This is a genomic window from Auraticoccus cholistanensis (genome assembly GCF_009742705.1).
GTDB classification, from domain to species: domain Bacteria; phylum Actinomycetota; class Actinomycetes; order Propionibacteriales; family Propionibacteriaceae; genus Auraticoccus; species Auraticoccus cholistanensis.
Window position 1 is genome coordinate 396449 of record NZ_WPCU01000005.1, and the last position, 17851, is coordinate 414299.

Here is a 17851-nt window from a genome sequence, read left to right on the forward strand (position 1 = left end):
CCCGTCAGCCGAAGGCCACCGGGTCCACCTGCACCCGCAGCGCCCCCTCGTCCTTGCGGGCGCTCCGCACCGACACCGCCTGCTTGACCGCCCGCACCAGGGCCCCGGCCGCCCGCGGCGGGCACCGCAGCACCAGCCGGTGCCGTGGCGCCTCGTCGCGCAGGTCGGCGCCCTCGAGCTCGACCGGCCCCAGCAGCTCGACCTCCGGCAGCTCGTCGAGCTCCAGCAGGGCGACCAGCTGCTCCAGCGCGGCCGGGCCGCCCTCCACCGTGAGCATCCGCCAGGCCGGCATCAGCCGGGCCTCGGCCCGCTCGGCCAGCTCGCGCTCGGCGAAGGTGCCCGGGTCGAGCCGGACCAGCGCCTGCAGGGCCCGCGAGCCGCTGGGCCCGACGGCGATCACCGAGCCGCCCTCGGCCCCGGGCCGGACCAGCGCGGTGACGTTGAGCCAGCGGCGCAGCGCCTCCTCGGCGGCGCGCAGGTCGGGACGCGACAGCAGCAGCGAGGCGTCGAGCAGCACCGCCGCCGCGTAGCCGGTGGCGGCGCGGGGCTCCGCGCCGGGGGTGGCCACCACCAGCCCGGCCTCGGGCCCGACCTCGGTGCGGACCTGGCCGCCGCCGGAGGACACCACCGGGGTCTGCGGGAACGCGCGGCCGAGCTCGTGGGCGGTGCGGGCGGCGCCGACGACCGGCGCCCGCCACCGTCCCGAGCCGCACTCGGGGCAGCGCCAGCCGCCCTGCAGCCGGCCGCACCAGCGGCAGCCCACCGGCTGCCCGGGGCCGGCGGCCTGCAGCGGTCCCGCGCAGGCCGAGCAGCGGGCGGGTTCGCGGCAGCGGGCGCAGACCAGGCCCTGCTGGTGCCCGGTGCGGGGCACCTGCACCAGCACCGGTCCCCGCGCCAGCCCGGCCCGGACCACCTCGAAGACGTCGTGCGGCAGCCGGGCGGCGTGGGCGTGGGGGTCGCGCTCGAGCGCCCGGTCGGTGTCGGCGGCGACCCGCACCGCCGGCGACAGGTGGCGCTGGGCCCGACCCGGCAGCGCGACCGGACGCAGCCACTGCTCCTCCAGCCACAGCTGGGCCTCCGCGCTGCGGCCGTGGCCGGCGACCAGCACCGCGGCCCGGGTGCCCGTCCGAGGCACGGCACGGAGGGCGAGGACGTCGCGCGCGTGCGGGTAGGGGGCGCGGGGTTCGGCGTGCAGGTCGTCCCCGTCGTCCCAGATGGCCACCAGGCCGACGTCGTGCACGGGGGCGAACGCGGCGGCCCGGGTGCCGATCACCACCCGCACCTCGCCGCGGGAGGCGGCCAGGAAGGCGCGGTAGCGGGCAGCGGGCCCGAGGTCGGCGGTCAGCCGGACGAAGCCGTCCGGGCCGAGCACCTCTCGGCAGGCCGCCTCGAGCAGCGCCAGGTCGTGCGCGTCGGGCACCACCAGCACCGCACCCCGCCCCGACCGCAGGGCCGCGGCGGCGGCGTCGGCGAACCCGCGGGCCCAGGAGCCGGCGGCCCCCGCGGTGGGGGCCACCTGCCAGAACGCCCGCGGCACCTCGCCGCGGGCCACCGCGTCCAGCCACTCCCGGCCCCACGGGTAGGCGGCCAGCGGCGAGTCGGCGGGCTGCCAGCCGCTGAGGTCGAGCGGCACCCGCTCGCGACGGGCGGCCTTCTCGGTGGCGGCGTGGCGCGGCGGCACCGCGAGGCGGACCACGTCGGAGAACGTCCCGGCGCAGTGGTCGGCGACGGCGCGGACCAGCCGGGCCACGTCGGGACGCAGCACCGGCTCGGCGGAGACCACCTTCTCCAGCCGGGCAAGAGCCCGCTCGGAGTCGGTCCGGTCGGTGCGCTCCAGCACCAGGCCGTCGCGCAGCCGGCCGGCGAACCGCACCCGCACCCGCGCCCCGGGCACCGCGGTCGCGGCCATCGCCGGCGGCACCTCGTAGTCGAAGGGGCGGTCCAGGTGCGGCAGCGCCACGTCGACGGCCACCCGGGCCACGTCCACCGGCTCGGGGGCCCGCGCGGGGCCGGCCGGGGCCGTGACGGCCGGGGCGGCGATCAGCGGCGTCTGGTCGGGCACGCCCCGATGCTAGGGGTCGGCCCTGACGCCACGCCGCGTCGCCGGGGTGGTCAGGAGCTCTTCCGGGGTCGTCGCCGGGGCCGGACGACCAGCACGGGGCAGGGCGCCGAGTGCTGCACCCGGGTGGCGGTGCTGCCGAGCAGGATCGTCTCGCTCAGCCCGCGTCCGCCCGCCGCGAGCACGATGAGGTCGGCCTCGAGCTCGCCGGCCAGCTTGTTGATCTCGGCGGCGGCCGAGCCGCTGCGGATGCGGCGGTGCACCGCCGGTCCCCAGCCCTCGAACTGCTCCATCACGACCGTGGTGGCGTCGTGGGCCTCCTGGCGGAAGCTCAGCGGCTCCTGGGTCTCCTTGGCCTTGCGGGCCAGCGGCCCGCCGAGGTCGTTGGCGAAGGAGACCGCGGCGAGCGGGCTGACCACGGCGACGACGGTGACGTCGTCGATGCGGCTCGGGTCCGCGATCCGCTTGAGCTCCTTGGCCGCCGCCAGGGACTGGCGGGATCCGTCGGTGGCGACGATGACGTGCATCTCAGACCTCCTGGTCGGCTTCGTGGACGTCCAGCGGGTCGCGGCGTCGGGTCGAGGTCAGCCGGGCCACCAGGTAGAGGGCGAGCCCGAGGGCCAGCAGACCGGCGACCCACAGCAGCGAGGACGGGTCGTCCACCACCACGTACACCAGCAGCACCGCGTTGGCCAGCAGCCCGAGGTACAGCAGCACGGTGTTCGCCCGGTAGGCCTCCCCCGTCTCGTCGTGGCCGCGGAGCTTCAGCGCCGAGACGATGACCAGCCCGTAGATGAAGAGCAGGAAGACCACGGTGACGGTGGCCAGCCGGTCGACCAGGTCGAGCTCGGGGTTGATCGAGAGCACCACCTGGCCGACGACGAGCAGCGTGGCCACCACGACACCGGAGAAGAGCAGACCGACCCAGGGGCTGCGGCGCACGAGGTGCAGGCGGGAGAAGATCCGCGGCACCACGCCCTCGCGGGCCATCCCGTAGAGGATGCGGGACTCGGTCACCACCGCGACGAGGGTGGTGTTGGTGATGGCCACCATGGCGATGATGGCGAACAGGATGATCATCATGCCCACCGGCAGCGGCAGGATGCCCGCCCGCACCGTCTCCAGCAGGGCGGCCTCCGAACCTCCGAGGACGTCGATGGGCACCACCAGGGCGGCGCTCATGGCCACCAGCACGTAGATGCCGCCGGCGGCGACCATGCCGCCGATCAGCGCCCGCGGGAAGGTGACCGCCGGCCGGACGGTCTCCTCGGCCACGTTGGCGGCGTTCTCGAACCCGGTCATGGCGAAGAAGGCCAGCGCGACGCCGGCGACCAGGGCGAAGACCGGGTTGCCCTCGGCGGTGAAGTCGGTGAGCACGCCCCAGCTGGCGTCGCCGCGGGCCACGTGCACGATGCCGATGACCAGCACCAGCGCCAGTCCGGCGACCTCGACGAGGGTCATCACCAGGTTGGCCACCACCGACTCGGTGATGCCGATGAAGTTGACGAGGCAGAGCAGGACGACGAAGAGCAGGGCGATCAGCAGCGGCGGCGGCAGCGGCACCACCTGGCTGAAGTAGCGGGCGAACCCGGTGGCCAGCGAGCCCGCCGCGGCGAAGCTGGCGCTGAGCATGCAGATGGTGACCAGGAACGTCAGCATGGGCTTGCGGAAGGCCCGGTGGACGTAGAGCGAGGCGCCGGCGGCCTGCGGGTACTTGGTGACCAGCTCGGCGTAGGCCATGCCGGTGATGGTGGCCACGGTGACGCCGGCGGCGAAGGCCAGCCAGAAGGCGCCGCCCACCGCGGCGGCGACCGCCCCGATGAGCACGTAGATGCCCGAGCCCAGCACGTCGCCGAGCACGTAGAAGAAGAGCAGCCGTCCGGTGATCGTGCGCTTGAGCTCGGTGTCGGACGTGTCTGCGGTGGAGCTGGCCGCCGTCATCACTGCACCTCCTGTGGAGTCCTGGCCTGCCAGGCCCCGGCACGGACCGGTGCTGGACGTCCGGCGCTCGAGCCCCGCCGGACGCACGGCCGCCCGCGACGGCCGTCGGCGGAGGGACGACTACCCCGTCACCGCGGGGTCACACCGGCCGTCCGCCGCGAGCGGGCCGCGACCGCCCCGGCCAGCGCGGCGACCAGGGCGGCCAGGGCGAGCCCCGCCAGGTCGGCCAGCAGGTCCAGCGGGTCGCCGGTGCGCCCGGTGGGGAGCAGGTGCTGCAGCAGCTCCGACAGCGGTGCCCAGGCGAGCAGCACGAGGAGCACCGTCGTGCGGGGCAGCGTGGAGAGCCACCCCAGCAGCCCGAGGACGAGGAACAGCCCGGCGTGCAGCACCTTGTCGCTCACCGGCAGCGGCGTGCCACCCGCGGACGGCCGCAGCAGCAGCCAGGCGCTGCCGGCGAGTGCGACCCAGAACACCGCCCGGGCCAGCAGCCGGGCGGCGGGGCGGGCGCCGGTGGCGTCCGCCGCGGGGACGGGCTCAGCCCTTGACGGCCGCGGCGAGGGCGTCGGCACGGTCGGTCCGCTCCCATGTCATGGTGGGCAGCTCGCGGCCGAAGTGGCCGTAGGAGGCGGTCGGGGCGTAGATCGGGCGCAGCAGGTCCAGGGCGTCGATGATCGCCGCCGGCCGCAGGTCGAACACCTCGAGCACGGCGTCCTGGATCTGCTCCAGCGGCACCTTCTCGGTGTCGAAGCAGTCGACGTAGAAACCGACCGGGTGGGCGCGGCCGATGGCGTAGGCCACCTGCACCTCGCAGCGCTCCGCGAGCCCGGACGCCACCACGTTCTTGGCCACCCAGCGCATCGCGTAGGCGGCGGAGCGGTCGACCTTGGAGGGGTCCTTGCCGGAGAAGGCCCCGCCGCCGTGCCGGGCGGCGCCGCCGTAGGTGTCGACGATGACCTTGCGCCCGGTGAGGCCGGCGTCGCCCATCGGCCCGCCGATGACGAACTGCCCGGTGGGGTTCACGAAGAGCTGGTAGTCGTGGTGGCCCAGGTCGTAGGCGTCCAGCACCGGCTCGACGACGTGGTTGCGCGCGTCGGGGGTGAGCAGGTTCTCCAGGTCGATGTCGGCGGCGTGCTGGGCCGACAGCACCACGGTGTCCAGCCGGACCGGGCGGCCGTCGACGTACTCCACGGTCACCTGGGTCTTGCCGTCGGGGCGCAGGTAGGGCATGGTGCCGTCCTTGCGGACCTCGGTGAGCCGCTCCGACAGCCGGTGCGCGAGGTCGATCGGCAGCGGCATCAGCGTCGGCGTCTCCGAGCAGGCGTAGCCGAACATCAGGCCCTGGTCGCCGGCGCCCTGGGCGTCGTAGCGGTCCTGGGCGGCGTCGCGGCGCTGCTCGTAGGAGGCGTCGACGCCCTGGGCGATGTCGGGCGACTGCGACCCCAGGGAGATGCTGACCCCGCAGGAGGCGCCGTCGAAGCCCTTGCTGGAGGAGTCGTAGCCGATGCCCAGGATGGTGTCGCGGACGATGCCGCGGATGTCGGCGTAGCCCTCGGTGGTGACCTCGCCGGCGACCACCACGAGGCCGGTGGTGACCAGGGTCTCCACCGCGACCCGGCTGGCCGGGTCGGCGCCGAGCAGCTCGTCGAGGATGCGGTCGCTGATCTGGTCCGCGATCTTGTCCGGATGACCCTCGGTGACGGACTCGGAGGTGAAGAGGCGAGACATCGACCGGGCTCCTGGCTGGGTGCGAGCGACGGGCTTCGGCGTCGCGGGACGGTGGTGGGCGCCGGGGTGACCGACCGCTCGAGACTAGTCGGCGGCCCTGAGGGAGCGGACGGCGTCCAGGATGTGATGGGCGACCGCGCCCTTGGGACCCTCGTGCTCGGCGAGGCTGCCGTCGCGGCCGAGGACGGCGACCCGGTTGTCCGGCTGGCCGAAGACGGCGCCGCCGGTGACGTCGTTGACCACCAGCAGGTCGCAGCCCTTACGCGCCAGCTTCTGCCGGGCGACCTCGAGCCGGCGGTCACGGTCGGCCACGGTCTCGGCCGCGAAGCCGACGACCACCTGGCCGGGGTGGCGGGCGGCCGACACCGCGGCCAGCACGTCGGTGGTCTGGCGCAGCTGCAGGGTCAGCCCCTCCTCGCCGCTCTTCTTGAGCTTGTCGCTGCTGTGCTGCGCCGGGGTGAAGTCGGCCACGGCGGCGGCCATCACCACCACGTCGGCGGTGGGCGCGAGGTCCAGCACGCGCTCGGCGAGGTCGGCGGTGCTGCTGACCCGGTGCAGCTGCACCGAGGAGGGCGGGGCCACCTCGAGGTGGGCGGCGACCAGGTGGACCTCGGCCCCGCGGAGGGCGGCGGCGCGGGCCACCGCCACGCCCATGCGTCCGGAGGAGGCGTTGCCGAGGAAGCGGACCGGGTCCAGGGCCTCGCGGGTGCCGCCGGCGCTGACCACCACGCGGCAGCCGGCGAGGTCGCGGCGGGCGGCGGAGGCGGCGGCGCCGGGTGCGGCCAGCAGGGCCTCGACCTGGCTGTGGAGCTCTTCGGGCTCGGGCAGCCGGCCCGGCCCGGTGTCGGCGCCGGTCAGCCGGCCGGAGTCGGGGTCCATCACGACCACGCCGCGGCGCCGCAGCAGCGCCACGTTGTCGACGGTGGCCGGGTGCTGCCACATCTCGGTGTGCATGGCCGGGGCCATCAGCACCGGTGAGGTGGTGGTCAGCAGGACGTTGGTCAGCAGGTCGTCGGCGCGGCCGGTGGCCGCCCGGGACAGCAGGTCGGCGGTGGCGGGGGCGACGACGACGAGGTCGGCGGCCCGGCCCAGCCGGACGTGGGGCACCTCCTCGGAGCCGGTCCACACGTCGGTGCTGACCGGACGTCCCGAGAGCGCCTGCCAGGTGTCGAGGCCGACGAAGTGCAGGGCGTTGCGGGTGGGCACGACGGTGACGCCGTGGCCGGCCTCGCGCAGCAGCCGCAGCAGCAGGCAGGCCTTGTAGGCGGCGATGCCGCCGGAGACGCCGAGCACGACCTCAGCCACGGGTCACCATGCGGGGGCTCGCGGTCCGGAGGTCGTGCTCGGGGAGGCGGTGCGGCTCAGGCGATGCCGGGGTCGTCGCCGAAACCGAAGTCGGTCTCGTCGGCGTCGGCCTGCGGCTGCGCGTCGGGGTCGATCGGCGTCATCTCGAGGACGCCGGCGTTCACCTCGCGCAGCGCGATCGACAGCGGCTTCTCCTGCGCGCCGGTCTCGACCAGCGGGCCGACGCTCTCCAGCAGGCCGTCGCCGAGCTGGGAGTAGTAGGCGTTGATCTGGCGGGCGCGCTTGGCGGCGAACAGCACCAGCTGGTACTTGGAGTCGACCCGGGTGAGGAGCTCGTCGATCGGCGGGTTGGTGATTCCCTCGGGAGTGTTGACGCTCAAGTCAGACCTTCTCTGGTGGTGGTGGCAGACCCGCCCATGTTACCCACCGACAGCAGGGCGACCAAGTCCCGCACGGCCTGGTCGACCTCGTGGTTGACCACCACGGCGTCGAACTCGGCGGCCGAGGCGAGCTCCTCGCGGGCGGTGGCGAGCCGGCGCTCGCGCTCCTCCGGCGCCTCGGTCCCCCGGCCCACGAGCCGCCGGACGAGCTCGTCCCAGCTGGGCGGGGCGAGGAAGACGAACTGGGCGTGCGGCCAGCTGGCACGGACCTGACGCGCCCCCTGCAGGTCGATCTCGAGCACCACCCGCCGACCGGCGGCCACCGCGGCCTCGACGGGCGCCCGCGGGGTGCCGTAGCGGTGCACCCCGTGCACGACGGCCCACTCCAGCAGCCCGCCGGCGGCCTGCAGCTCGTCGAACTCCTCGGCGGAGACGAAGTGGTAGTGGACCCCGTCGACCTCGCCGGGACGCGGCGGCCGCGTGGTGGCCGAGACCGACACCATCACCTCCGGGTGCTCCTGGCGGAGCCGGGACACCACGGTGCCCTTGCCCACGGCCGTCGGGCCGGAGACGACGGTCAGCCCGCCCGGCAGGTCGTCCGGGTGGGGCGAGGAGCCGCTCACCCGAACTCCCGGACCAGGCTCTGGGTCTGGTGGTGGCCGAGTCCGCGGAGCCTCCGGTTCGGGGCGATGTCGAGCCGTTCCATGATCGCCGCCGCCCGCTTGGTGCCCACCCGGGGCAGGCAGCGGAGCACGTCCACCACCTTGATGTGGGCCAGCACGTCGTCGGTCTCGGCCTGCTCCACCAGGGTGGACAGCGTCCAGTCGCCGGTGCGCAACCGGGACTTGGCCTCGGCACGACGGCCGCGGGCGGCCACGGCGGCCGCACGGGCCTGCTGCAGCTGCTCCTCGCTCAGCCGGGGGATGCTCACGGGTGCTCGAAACCTCCTGTCGGTCGTGCGCCCGACCCTAGCGCGACCCGGCGGGGCCGCCGCCGAGCACGCCGGCCTCCGACAGCAGGTCCGTGACCGCCCGCCGCAGCGCGGCCGCGTCGGGCCCGGCCGCCAGCACGCCGCGCGAGCTCGTGGGCAGCAGCAGGTCGGCGCGGGCGAAGGAGCGGGCGAGGTCGGCCAGGGTGGCTCCCTGGGCGCCCACACCGGGCACCAGCACCGAGCCGTTGAAGGAGCTGAGGTCGAGGTCGCCCTGGCCGTGGGTGCCCCCGACGACCACCCCGACCGAGCCGAGCCCGGAGCCGCCGCCGGCGGCCAGCTCGGCGGCGTTCTGCTCGGCGGCGGCGTCGCAGACCAGCTGGGCGACGGTGCGCCCGTCGGAGGAGGCCAGCTGCAGCCAGCCGCTGCCGGGGTTGCTGGTGCGGGCCAGCAGGTAGACGCCGCGTCCGCTGGCGCGGGCGGCGTCCAGGGCGGGGGCGACGGCGTCGAGGCCCAGGTAGGGGTTGACGGTGAGGGCGTCAGCGGCCAGCGGCGAGCCGTCGGTGAGGTAGGCCGCGGCGTAGCCGGCCATGGTGGAGCCGATGTCGCCGCGCTTGGCGTCCATCAGGGCCAGCGCCCCGGTGGCGGCGATGTCGGCCAGCAGCCGCTCCAGCACGGCCACCCCGGCCGAGCCGAACCGCTCGTAGAGGGCCGACTGCGGCTTGAACACCGCGACCAGGTCCCCCAGCGCGGCCACGGTGGAGCGCATGCAGCGCTCGACCGAGGCCACGTCGTCGTCCAGCCCCCAGCCCGCCAGCACCTGCGGGTGCGGGTCGAGGCCGACGCAGAGCCGTCCCCGCTCGGCGGTGACGCGGGCCAGCCGGCTCCCCCAGCCGGCCCGGCCGCCGTCCGCGGTGGTGGTGGTCGTGTCGGTCGTCATGCTCGCCTCCCCAGCGATGGTGTGCCTGCCGGCGCCTGCCGCCGCGCGTGCCGGGCGGTGATCTCGGCGACCAGCCCGGGTCCGGCGTAGATGAAGCCGGTGTAGACCTGCACGAGCCGGGCGCCGGCGTCCAGCAGCGCGAGCGCGTCGTCGGCCGTCATGATGCCGCCCACCCCGATCACCGGCAGCGCCGAGCGGGAGCTGACCCGGGCGACGACCGCGCGGGCCCGGTCCCGCAGGGGCGCGCCGGAGAGGCCGCCGGGCTCGTCGACCAGGCGCTGGTCCAGCCCGACCAGGCCGTCGCGGGAGGTGGTGGTGTTGGTGGCGATGATCCCGGCCGCGCCGGCGTCCTCGCAGACCTCCAGGACCTCGTCGAGGGCCTCGTCTCCGAGGTCGGGGGCGAGCTTGACCAGCACCGGCACCGGGGCCGCGGCGTCGCCCGCCAGCGTGCGGGTCTCGGCCACCAGGGCGGTGACGAGCTCGCGGAGGTGGCCGCCGTCCTGCAGCCGGCGCAGCCCCGGGGTGTTGGGGCTGGAGACGTTGACCGCGAGGTAGTCGGCGTGGGGGGCCAGCAGCCGCAGCGAGGTCAGGTAGTCCTCCACCGCCTCCGGCAGCGGGGTCACCTTGCTCTTGCCCAGCGAGATCCCCACCGGCACCCCGGCGGCGCCGTTGCCGCGGCGGACGCCGGCCCGGGCCAGCCGGTCGGCGACCGCGGCGGCGCCGTCGTTGTTGAACCCCATCCGGTTGACCAGCCCGCCCGAGAGCGGCGCCCGGAACACCCGGGGCCGCGGGTTGCCCGGCTGCGGGTGCGCGGTGACGGTGCCGACCTCGACGTGGGAGAACCCGAGCCCCTGCCAGGCGGTGACCGCCCGGGCGCCCTTGTCCATCCCGGCGGCCAGCCCGACCGGCCCGGGGAACCGGATGCCGGCGAGCTCCACCTCGGCGCCGTCGACGGCCGTCAGCCGCCGCAGCGCCCGGACCAGGTGGGGGTGGCGCCCCAGCTGCTCCAGCCGCTCCAGGGTGGCCTCGTGGACGGCCTCCGGGTCGCCGCCGGCGGCGGCGAAGAGCGCGGGCCGCAGCAGCCTGCGGTAGCCGGTGGACAGCACCGCCGGGCGGAGCCGGGCCACCGCAGACCCCCGGCCGGTCACTGCCGGCTCGCCCCCTGCAGCGCCGGCTGGCCGGGCCGCGGCGGGGTGATCACCTCGCTCCAGGACTGCAGCGAGCGGACCCCCGAGCGGCCGGCCCGGTCGGACTCGATGCCCTGCACCGCGGCGGCGAGGCCCTGCACCGTGGTGATGCAGGGGATGTTCACCCGGACGGCCGCGGTGCGGATCTCCCAGCCGTCGTTGCGCGGGCTGCCGTCGGTGCTGATGCCGTGCGGGGTGTTGAACACCAGGTCGACCTCACCGTCGGTGATGGCCTGCACGATGGTCTTCTCACCGTTCGGGCCCGGCCCCTGGCTGTGCTTGCGCACCTCGGTGACCGCGATGCCGTGGCGCCGCAGCACCGAGGCGGTGCCGGTGGTGGCCAGCACCTCGAAGCCCAGGTCGGCCAGCCGCTTCACCGGGAAGATGACGTGACGCTTGTCGCGGTTGGCCACCGAGATGAACACGCGTCCCTGCTGGGGCAGCGCGCCGGTGGCCGCGGCCTGGCTCTTGGCGAAGGCGGTGCCGAAGTCGTGGTCGAGGCCCATCACCTCACCGGTGGACTTCATCTCCGGGCCCAGGATCGAGTCGACGAAGGTGCCGTCGACGGTGCGGAACCGGTTGAAGGGCATCACCGCCTCCTTGACCGCGATGGGCGCCTCGGGCGAGGTCCAGGCCCCGTCGCGGTCGGCCCGCAGCATCCCGGCGGCGCGCAGGTCGGCGATGCTCTCCCCCAGCATCACCCGGGCGGCGGCCTTGGCCAGCGGGGTGGCGGTGGCCTTGGAGACGAAGGGCACCGTGCGGGAGGCACGCGGGTTGGCCTCGAGCACGTAGAGGATGTCGCTGGCCAGGGCGAACTGGATGTTGATCAGCCCGCGCACCCCCACCCCGGCGGCGATGGCCTCGGTGGAGGTGCGGATGCGCTTCACGACCTCCTCGCCCAGGGTCACCGGCGGCAGCGAGCAGGCCGAGTCGCCGGAGTGGATGCCGGCCTCCTCGATGTGCTCCATCACGCCGCCGATGTAGAGCTCGGTGCCGTCGTAGAGGGCGTCGACGTCGATCTCCACCGCGTCGTCGAGGAACCGGTCGACCAGCACCGGGTGGGCCGGGCTGACCTCGGTGGCGCGGTCGATGTAGCCGGCCAGGCTCAGCTCGTCGTAGACGATCTCCATGCCGCGCCCGCCCAGCACGTAGGAGGGGCGGACCAGCACCGGGTAGCCGATCTCGGCGGCGATGGCCGAGGCCTCGGCGAAGGAGCGGGCGAGCCCGTGCTTGGGAGCGGGCAGCCCGGCGGCGGCGAGCACCTGCCCGAAGGCGCCGCGCTCCTCGGCCAGGTCGATGGCCTCGGGGCTGGTGCCGACGATCGGCACCCCGGCGGCCTTGAGGGCGCGGGCCAGCCCGAGCGGGGTCTGCCCGCCCAGCTGGACGATGACCCCGGCCAGCGGGCCGGCGGCCTGCTCGGCGGCCACCACCTCCAGCACGTCCTCCAGGGTCAGCGGCTCGAAGTAGAGCCGGTCGGAGGTGTCGTAGTCGGTGGAGACGGTCTCGGGGTTGCAGTTGACCATCACCGTCTCGTAGCCGACCTCCGACAGCGCCAGCGAGGCGTGCACGCAGGAGTAGTCGAACTCGATGCCCTGCCCGATGCGGTTGGGGCCGCTGCCGAGGATGATCACCGCCGGACGCGTCCGCGGGGCCACCTCGGTCTCGGAGTCGTAGCTGGAGTAGTGGTAGGGCGTGGTGGCGGCGAACTCGGCGGCGCAGGTGTCGACCGTCTTGTAGACCGGCCGCACGTCCAGCGCCCACCGCACGCCGCGGACGACGTCCTCGGGGAGGTTGCGGAGCTGGCCGATCTGGCGGTCGGAGAAGCCGTGCCGCTTGGCCTGCCGCAGCACCTCCGCGGTCAGCGTGGGCGCGGTGCGGACGTGCTCGGCGACCTCCAGCTGCAGCACCAGCTGGTCGACGAACCAGGGGTCGATGCCGGTGGCCTGCACCACCTGCTCGGCGGTGGCGCCGGCGCGCAGGGCGTCCAGCACCAGCACGAGCCGGCCGTCGTGGGGACGCGACGCGCGCTGCAGCAGCTCCTCGGCGCTCTCGCGCAGCTCCCCGGCCCAGTCGTAGCGCAGCTTCGGGTCCTCCAGGCTGCGCAGCGCCTTGCCGAGGGCCTCGGTGAAGTTGCGCCCGATCGCCATCGCCTCGCCGACGCTCTTCATGTGCGTGGTGAGGGTGGTGTCGGCGGCGGGGAACTTCTCGAAGGCGAACCGCGGCACCTTGACCACCACGTAGTCCAGGCTCGGCTCGAAGGAGGCGGGGGTCTGCTCGGTGATGTCGTTGTCGATCTCGTCCAGCGTGTAGCCGATGGCGACCTTGGCCGCGATCTTCGCGATCGGGAACCCGGTGGCCTTGGAGGCCAGCGCGCTGGAGCGCGAGACCCGCGGGTTCATCTCGATGACGACCAGCCGGCCGTCGGCCGGGTTGACCGCGAACTGGATGTTGCAGCCGCCGGTGTCGACGCCGACCGCGCGGATCACACCGATGGCCACGTCGCGCATCCGCTGGTACTCGCGGTCGGTCAGCGTCATCGCCGGGGCGACGGTGATGGAGTCGCCGGTGTGGACGCCCATCGGGTCGAAGTTCTCGATCGAGCAGACGATGACCACGTTGTCGGCGCGGTCGCGCATGACCTCGAGCTCGTACTCCTTCCAGCCCAGGATCGACTCCTCGATCAGCACCTCGGTGGTGGGGCTGGCGGCCAGACCGGCGCCGGCGATGCGGCGCAGGTCGTCCTCGGTGTGGGCGAAGCCGGAGCCCAGCCCGCCCATGGTGAAGCTGGGCCGGACCACGACGGGGTAGCCGAGCTCGTCGGCGGCGGCCAGCACCTCCTCCATCGAGTGGCAGATCCGGCTGCGGGCCACCTCGGCGGCCGGCTGGCCGGGCAGGGCGCCCTCGACGTCCTCCAGGCCGAGCACGATCTGCTTGAACTGCTCGCGGTCCTCACCGCGCTGGATGGCCTCGATGGAGGCGCCGATCAGCTCCACGCCGTACCGCTCGAGGATGCCGCGCTCGGACAGCTGGACGGCCGCGTTCAGCGCCGTCTGCCCGCCCAGGGTGGCCAGCAGCGCGTCGGGGCGCTCGGCGGCGATCACCTTCTCGATGTGCTCGGGGGTGATCGGCTCCACGTAGGTGGCGTGGGCGAACTCGGGGTCGGTCATGATCGTGGCCGGGTTGGAGTTGACCAGGATGACCCGGAACCCCTCCTCCATCAGCACCCGGCAGGCCTGGGTCCCGGAGTAGTCGAACTCGCTGGCCTGGCCGATCACGATCGGGCCGGAGCCGATGACCAGGACGGACTTGATGTCGGACCGCTTGGGCATCAGCGCTGCTCCTTGCTGTCGGCCATGACCGCGCAGAAGCGGTCGAAGAGGTAGGACGCGTCGTGGGGGCCGGCGGCCGCCTCGGGGTGGTACTGCACCGAGAAGCCCCGCAGCCGCTGCTCGCCGTCGCGCAGCTCCAGGCCCTCGACGACGCCGTCGTTCAGGCAGTGGTGGCTGACGCTCGCGGTGCCCCAACGGGTGTCGGCCCGGTCGCCCGGAGGCGCCTCGACCGCGAACCCGTGGTTGTGCGCCGTCACCTCCACCCGGCCGGTCGAGCGGTCCACCACCGGCTGGTTGATGCCGCGGTGGCCGTACTTCAGCTTGGTGGTGCCCAGCCCGAGCGCGCGGCCGAACAGCTGGTTGCCGAAGCAGATGCCGAAGTAGGGCAGGCCGGCGTCCAGCACCTCGGTGAGCAGGGCGACCGGCTTGTCGGCCGCGGCCGGGTCGCCGGGGCCGTTGGAGAAGAAGACGCCGTCGGCGCCGCGGGCGCGGATCTCCTCGAGGGTGGTGGTGGCGGGCAGCACGTGCACCTCGATGCCGCGCTGGGCCAGCCGCAGCGGCGTCATGGTCTTGATGCCCAGGTCGACCGCGGCCACGGTGAAGCGGGTCTCCCCCACCGCGCGGACCACGTAGGGCTCGGGGGTGGTGACGTCGGCGACCAGGTCCGCACCAGCCATCTGGGCCTGGGTGAGCACCCGGCGGCGCAGCTCCTCGGGGTCCAGGGTCTCGGTGGAGATGCCGACCCGCATGCTGCCCCGCTCGCGCAGGTGCCGGGTCAGGGCGCGGGTGTCCACCCCGCTGATGCCCACCACGCCCTGGCGGCGCAGCTCCTCGGGCAGGCTGCGGCTGGCGCGCCAGCTGGAGGGCACCCGGGCCAGGTCACGCACGACGTAGCCGGCGACCCAGATGCGCGAGGACTCGTCGTCCTCGTCGTTCCAGCCGGTGTTGCCGATGTGGGGTGCGGTGGCCACCACCACCTGACGGTGGTAGCTGGGGTCGGTGAGGGTCTCCTGGTACCCCGACATGCCGGTGGAGAAGACCGCCTCGCCGAACGTCTCGCCGCGGGCCCCGAAGGACTCGCCGGTGAAGGTGCGGCCGTCCTCGAGGACCAGCACCGCCGGGACGGGCCCGGTCTGGTCGTCGGAGGAGCGGGGGTCGGTGACCGGGGTTGCGGGCGCGGGTGCGTGCATGAACCGTCCTTTCCTGCCTCACAGGACAGGTCTTAAAGGGGGGTTGTCCTCGTCAGGCTACCAGCCCGGACGCGGCTCCCCCGCCGGGCGAGACGCCGCGGCTCAGGCCTCCTCGGCCGCCGCCCGGGTGGTGGTGCCGCCCGGGGCGTGCTCGACCGGGGTGGTGCCGCCCGGGCTGTGCTCGACCGGGGTGGGGTCGACCGGGGTGGGGCCGCCGGTGCGGTCGGCGGCGATCGCCGAGAGCACCCCGTTGAGGAAGGCCGGGGACTCGTCGGTGGACAGGTCCTGCGCGAGCGCGACGGCCTCGGAGACGGCGACCGAGGTCTGGATGTCGGTGAAGTCGAGCTCGTAGACGGCCAGCCGGGCCACCGCGCGGTCGACCCGGGGCATCCGCTCCAGGCTCCAGCCGCTGCGCAGCACCTCGCTGATCCGCCGGTCGATCACCGGCCGGTGCGCGTCCACGCCGAGCACCAGCTCGGTGGTGAAGTCGCGCACCGGCGGGTCGGCGGCCTCGGCCCGCTCGGCCAGGGTCGCCTTGGGGTCGGCACCGCGCAGCTCGGCCTCGAAGAGGATGTCCACCGCGCGCTTGCGGGCCTTGCTGCGCGGGCTGAGTCGGGTCCGCGGCACGCTCAGCCCACGCGGCCCAGGTAGTCACCCGTGCGGGTGTCGACCTTGACCTTCTCGCCGGTGGTCAGGAACAGCGGCACCTGGATCTGCTTGCCGGTCTGCACCGTCGCGGGCTTGGTGCCGCCGGTGGAGCGGTCGCCCTGCAGGCCGGGCTCGGTGTAGGTGATCTCCAGCTCGACCGAGGCCGGCATGTCGATGTAAAGGGGGTTTCCGTCGTGCAGGGCGACGGTGGCCACCTGCTCCTCGAGCAGGTAGTCCTTGGCGTCGCCGACGACCGCGTCGCTCAGCGTCATCTGGTCGTAGGTGCTGGTGTCCATGAACACGTAGCCGTCGCCGTCGTGGTACAGGTACTGCATCTCGCGGCGGTCCACGTTGGCGGTGTCGACCTTGGTGTCGGAGTTGAACGTGCGGTCGACGATCTTGCCCGAGAGGACGTGCTTGAGCTTGGTGCGCACCACGGTGTTGCCCTTGCCGGGCTTGTGGTGCTGGAACCACTGCACCTGCCAGAGCTGGCCGTCCAGGTCGAGGACCATGCCGTTCTTCAGGTCGTTGGTCGATGCCACGGGTCTGCCTCTCTCGTCGTGCGGGGAACCACGGCAGTCTAGCCAGCGCGCCGCAGCCGGGCGAGCTGGCCCCGGCGGGCGACGCTGCGGGCGGGCGCCGCGGCGGTGCCGGTCGGCTAGCGTGCGGGGGTGCCTGCTGCTCCTCCCGCTCCCCGACCGCCCGCCGCGCCCCGGCTCGACGAGGAGCTGGGGGCGGTGCCCGACGGCTGGGACGTCGGCGACGACGACCTGGTCGGCCAGCTCGAGCTCGCCGGGGTCGACCTGGCCGGCGCCGACCTGTCGCTGGTCGACGTGCAGGGCTGCCGGATCACCGGCGCCCGGCTGGCCGGCAGCCGCTGGTACCGCGGCGGCTGGCGCGACGTGGAGGTCGCCGACTCCGACCTCTCCACCGCCGCCTTCCCGGACTCGGGCTGGACCCGGGTGGCGGTGCGGGCCTCGCGGCTGACCGGTACCAACCTGGCCGGCGATGTGCTGGAGGACGTCGCGGTGACGGGCTGCACCGCCGGCCTGGCCAACCTGCGCCAGGCCCGGCTGCGCCGGGTCGTGGTCCGCGACACCTCGCTGGTCGAGGCCGACCTCGGTGCGGCCCGGCTGGAGGACGTGCTCTTCGACGGCTGCGACCTGGGCGGCGCGCAGTTCTCGCAGGCCCGGCTCAGCCGGGTCACCTTCCGCCGCTGCCGGCTGGAGGGGCTGCAAGGGGTCGACGGCCTGGCCGGTGCGGTGGTGGAGCCGCTGGACGTCACCGAGCTGACGCTGCAGCTGGCGGCCGCCCTGCGGATCACCGTCCGCCTCTAGCCCGCCCGCCTGTCCGGGCCAGCTGCGCTCCCGGCCCGGCCGCGTCCAGCCCGGTCAGCGGCCGCCGAAGCCGAACGGGATGGGGATGGGGCCGCAGCAGCAGACGCCGCTGACGCGGCTGCCCACGACGCGGGCGGCGCGGCCGCAGCTGGCGAACTGCCCGGCGATCCGCGGCAGCGCCCCGAGCAGGCCCCGCTCGCGGACGAGGTCGAGGACCACCGCCGAGCAGGACAGCCCGTCGGTGGCCACCGCGTAGGCGCAGCTGAAGCCCTTGTGGGGCGACAGGTGGCGCTGGTAGGCGTGGATGGCCTGGATGGCGAGTGAGGTCAGCATCTGACGAGCCTAGGCCGACGGCTCCGCGGCGCCGGAGCCGGGTGGGTCGCGCAGCAGCGAGTCGAAGAACGTGGACTTGCGGTGCTCGTACTCGCCCTCCCCCAGCCGGGCCGCGGACCGCTTGAGCTGGTTGAGCCGCGACACGAGCTCCGGCTCGGCGGCCAGCACCGCCCAGCAGCGGGTGAAGCGGACGTCGTGCTCGGAGCCGAGCGCGGTCACCGCCAGCCCGGCCGGCAGGTCGACGTCCAGGCCTGGGGTGTCGGGTCCTGGGGTGTCGAGGGCGAAGGTGGCCAGCGAGCCGGGGCTCCAGATCTCGGGGTGCACCACCGGGTGCACCCGGCGCAGCGCGGCCACCGCGGCGTCGAACCGCTCGGGGGCCACCCGCAGGTGCAGGTCGACGTCGCCGCGGGTCAGCACCCCGGGCAGGCTGCTGGCGCCGGTCAGCACCAGCTCGCCGGGGACGCCCAGGGCGGCCAGCCGCTGCTGCTCCACGGCCAGCACCCGTCGGGCCAGCGGCAGCACCTCGTCGGACCAGCGCAGCGGCAGCAC

The 17851-nt window shown here is 74.6% G+C and carries 18 protein-coding genes; 1 reads left to right on the top strand and 17 read right to left on the bottom strand.

What is annotated here, in order from left to right; all coding sequences use genetic code 11:
- Positions 1-4: 4 nt before the first annotated feature.
- The 15 genes from GC722_RS07755 to efp all read right to left on the bottom strand — a co-directional run bounded on the left by GC722_RS07755 (position 5) and on the right by efp (position 16174).
- On the bottom strand, positions 5-2062 hold the full coding sequence (locus tag GC722_RS07755) for a primosomal protein N' (RefSeq protein ID WP_156609415.1): 2058 nt from the start codon (positions 2060-2062) through the stop codon (positions 5-7).
- Between the two features lie 50 nt (positions 2063-2112).
- Positions 2113-2586 (bottom strand): universal stress protein, encoded by a 474-nt coding sequence (locus GC722_RS07760; protein ID WP_156609416.1) that lies wholly within the window; start codon positions 2584-2586, stop codon positions 2113-2115.
- Between the two features lies 1 nt (position 2587).
- A complete protein-coding gene (locus GC722_RS07765; RefSeq protein WP_156609417.1) occupies positions 2588-4000 on the bottom strand; it encodes an APC family permease in 1413 nt (470 codons plus the stop codon).
- Between the two features lie 128 nt (positions 4001-4128).
- Complete coding sequence (locus GC722_RS07770) at positions 4129-4569, bottom strand: hypothetical protein (protein ID WP_156609418.1); 441 nt, start codon at positions 4567-4569, stop codon at positions 4129-4131.
- Complete coding sequence (gene metK / locus GC722_RS07775) at positions 4535-5725, bottom strand: methionine adenosyltransferase (RefSeq protein ID WP_156609419.1); 1191 nt, start codon at positions 5723-5725, stop codon at positions 4535-4537. Before metK ends, GC722_RS07770 begins: the two co-directional genes overlap by 35 nt.
- Positions 5726-5809: 84 nt before the next feature.
- Positions 5810-7030 (bottom strand): bifunctional phosphopantothenoylcysteine decarboxylase/phosphopantothenate--cysteine ligase CoaBC, encoded by a 1221-nt coding sequence (gene coaBC / locus GC722_RS07780; protein ID WP_331714519.1) that lies wholly within the window; start codon positions 7028-7030, stop codon positions 5810-5812.
- A gap of 56 nt (positions 7031-7086) precedes the next feature.
- Entirely contained in the window at positions 7087-7410 is a 324-nt protein-coding gene (rpoZ, locus tag GC722_RS07785; RefSeq protein WP_156609420.1) for a DNA-directed RNA polymerase subunit omega, read from the bottom strand.
- Positions 7407-8033 carry a guanylate kinase gene (gene gmk / locus GC722_RS07790; RefSeq protein ID WP_331714520.1) on the bottom strand — a complete coding sequence of 209 codons (627 nt, stop codon included), beginning with the start codon at positions 8031-8033 and terminating at the stop codon, positions 7407-7409. The genes rpoZ and gmk overlap by 4 nt, the downstream gene beginning before the upstream one ends.
- Complete coding sequence (gene mihF, locus GC722_RS07795; protein WP_331714521.1) at positions 8030-8341, bottom strand: integration host factor, actinobacterial type; 312 nt, start codon at positions 8339-8341, stop codon at positions 8030-8032. The genes gmk and mihF overlap by 4 nt, the downstream gene beginning before the upstream one ends.
- A gap of 37 nt (positions 8342-8378) precedes the next feature.
- Entirely contained in the window at positions 8379-9278 is a 900-nt protein-coding gene (gene pyrF / locus GC722_RS07800) for an orotidine-5'-phosphate decarboxylase (RefSeq protein ID WP_156609421.1), read from the bottom strand.
- Complete coding sequence (locus tag GC722_RS07805) at positions 9275-10405, bottom strand: quinone-dependent dihydroorotate dehydrogenase (protein ID WP_331714522.1); 1131 nt, start codon at positions 10403-10405, stop codon at positions 9275-9277. The genes pyrF and GC722_RS07805 overlap by 4 nt, the downstream gene beginning before the upstream one ends.
- A gap of 17 nt (positions 10406-10422) precedes the next feature.
- The gene (gene carB, locus GC722_RS07810) at positions 10423-13794 is read right to left on the bottom strand and encodes a carbamoyl-phosphate synthase large subunit (protein WP_156609422.1); all 3372 of its coding nucleotides are present in this window, start codon (positions 13792-13794) and stop codon (positions 10423-10425) included.
- On the bottom strand, positions 13794-14984 hold the full coding sequence (gene carA / locus GC722_RS07815; RefSeq protein WP_156609423.1) for a glutamine-hydrolyzing carbamoyl-phosphate synthase small subunit: 1191 nt from the start codon (positions 14982-14984) through the stop codon (positions 13794-13796). The genes carB and carA overlap by 1 nt, the downstream gene beginning before the upstream one ends.
- A gap of 102 nt (positions 14985-15086) precedes the next feature.
- Complete coding sequence (nusB, locus tag GC722_RS07820; protein WP_331714523.1) at positions 15087-15611, bottom strand: transcription antitermination factor NusB; 525 nt, start codon at positions 15609-15611, stop codon at positions 15087-15089.
- A gap of 2 nt (positions 15612-15613) precedes the next feature.
- Positions 15614-16174: an elongation factor P gene (efp, locus tag GC722_RS07825; RefSeq protein WP_331714524.1), complete on the bottom strand. Its 561-nt coding sequence runs from the start codon at positions 16172-16174 to the stop codon at positions 15614-15616.
- Between the two features lie 129 nt (positions 16175-16303).
- On the opposite strand from efp, the gene GC722_RS07830 reads away from it, so the two are divergent.
- Positions 16304-16969 carry a pentapeptide repeat-containing protein gene (locus GC722_RS07830; protein WP_156609425.1) on the top strand — a complete coding sequence of 222 codons (666 nt, stop codon included), beginning with the start codon at positions 16304-16306 and terminating at the stop codon, positions 16967-16969.
- A gap of 54 nt (positions 16970-17023) precedes the next feature.
- Here the strand turns inward: GC722_RS07830 and yidD are convergent, their stop codons facing one another.
- Both yidD and GC722_RS07840 read right to left on the bottom strand, forming a co-directional pair.
- Complete coding sequence (gene yidD / locus GC722_RS07835; protein ID WP_156609426.1) at positions 17024-17302, bottom strand: membrane protein insertion efficiency factor YidD; 279 nt, start codon at positions 17300-17302, stop codon at positions 17024-17026.
- Positions 17303-17311: 9 nt separating this feature from the next.
- Positions 17312-17851: a hypothetical protein gene (locus tag GC722_RS07840; RefSeq protein WP_197429901.1), complete on the bottom strand. Its 540-nt coding sequence runs from the start codon at positions 17849-17851 to the stop codon at positions 17312-17314.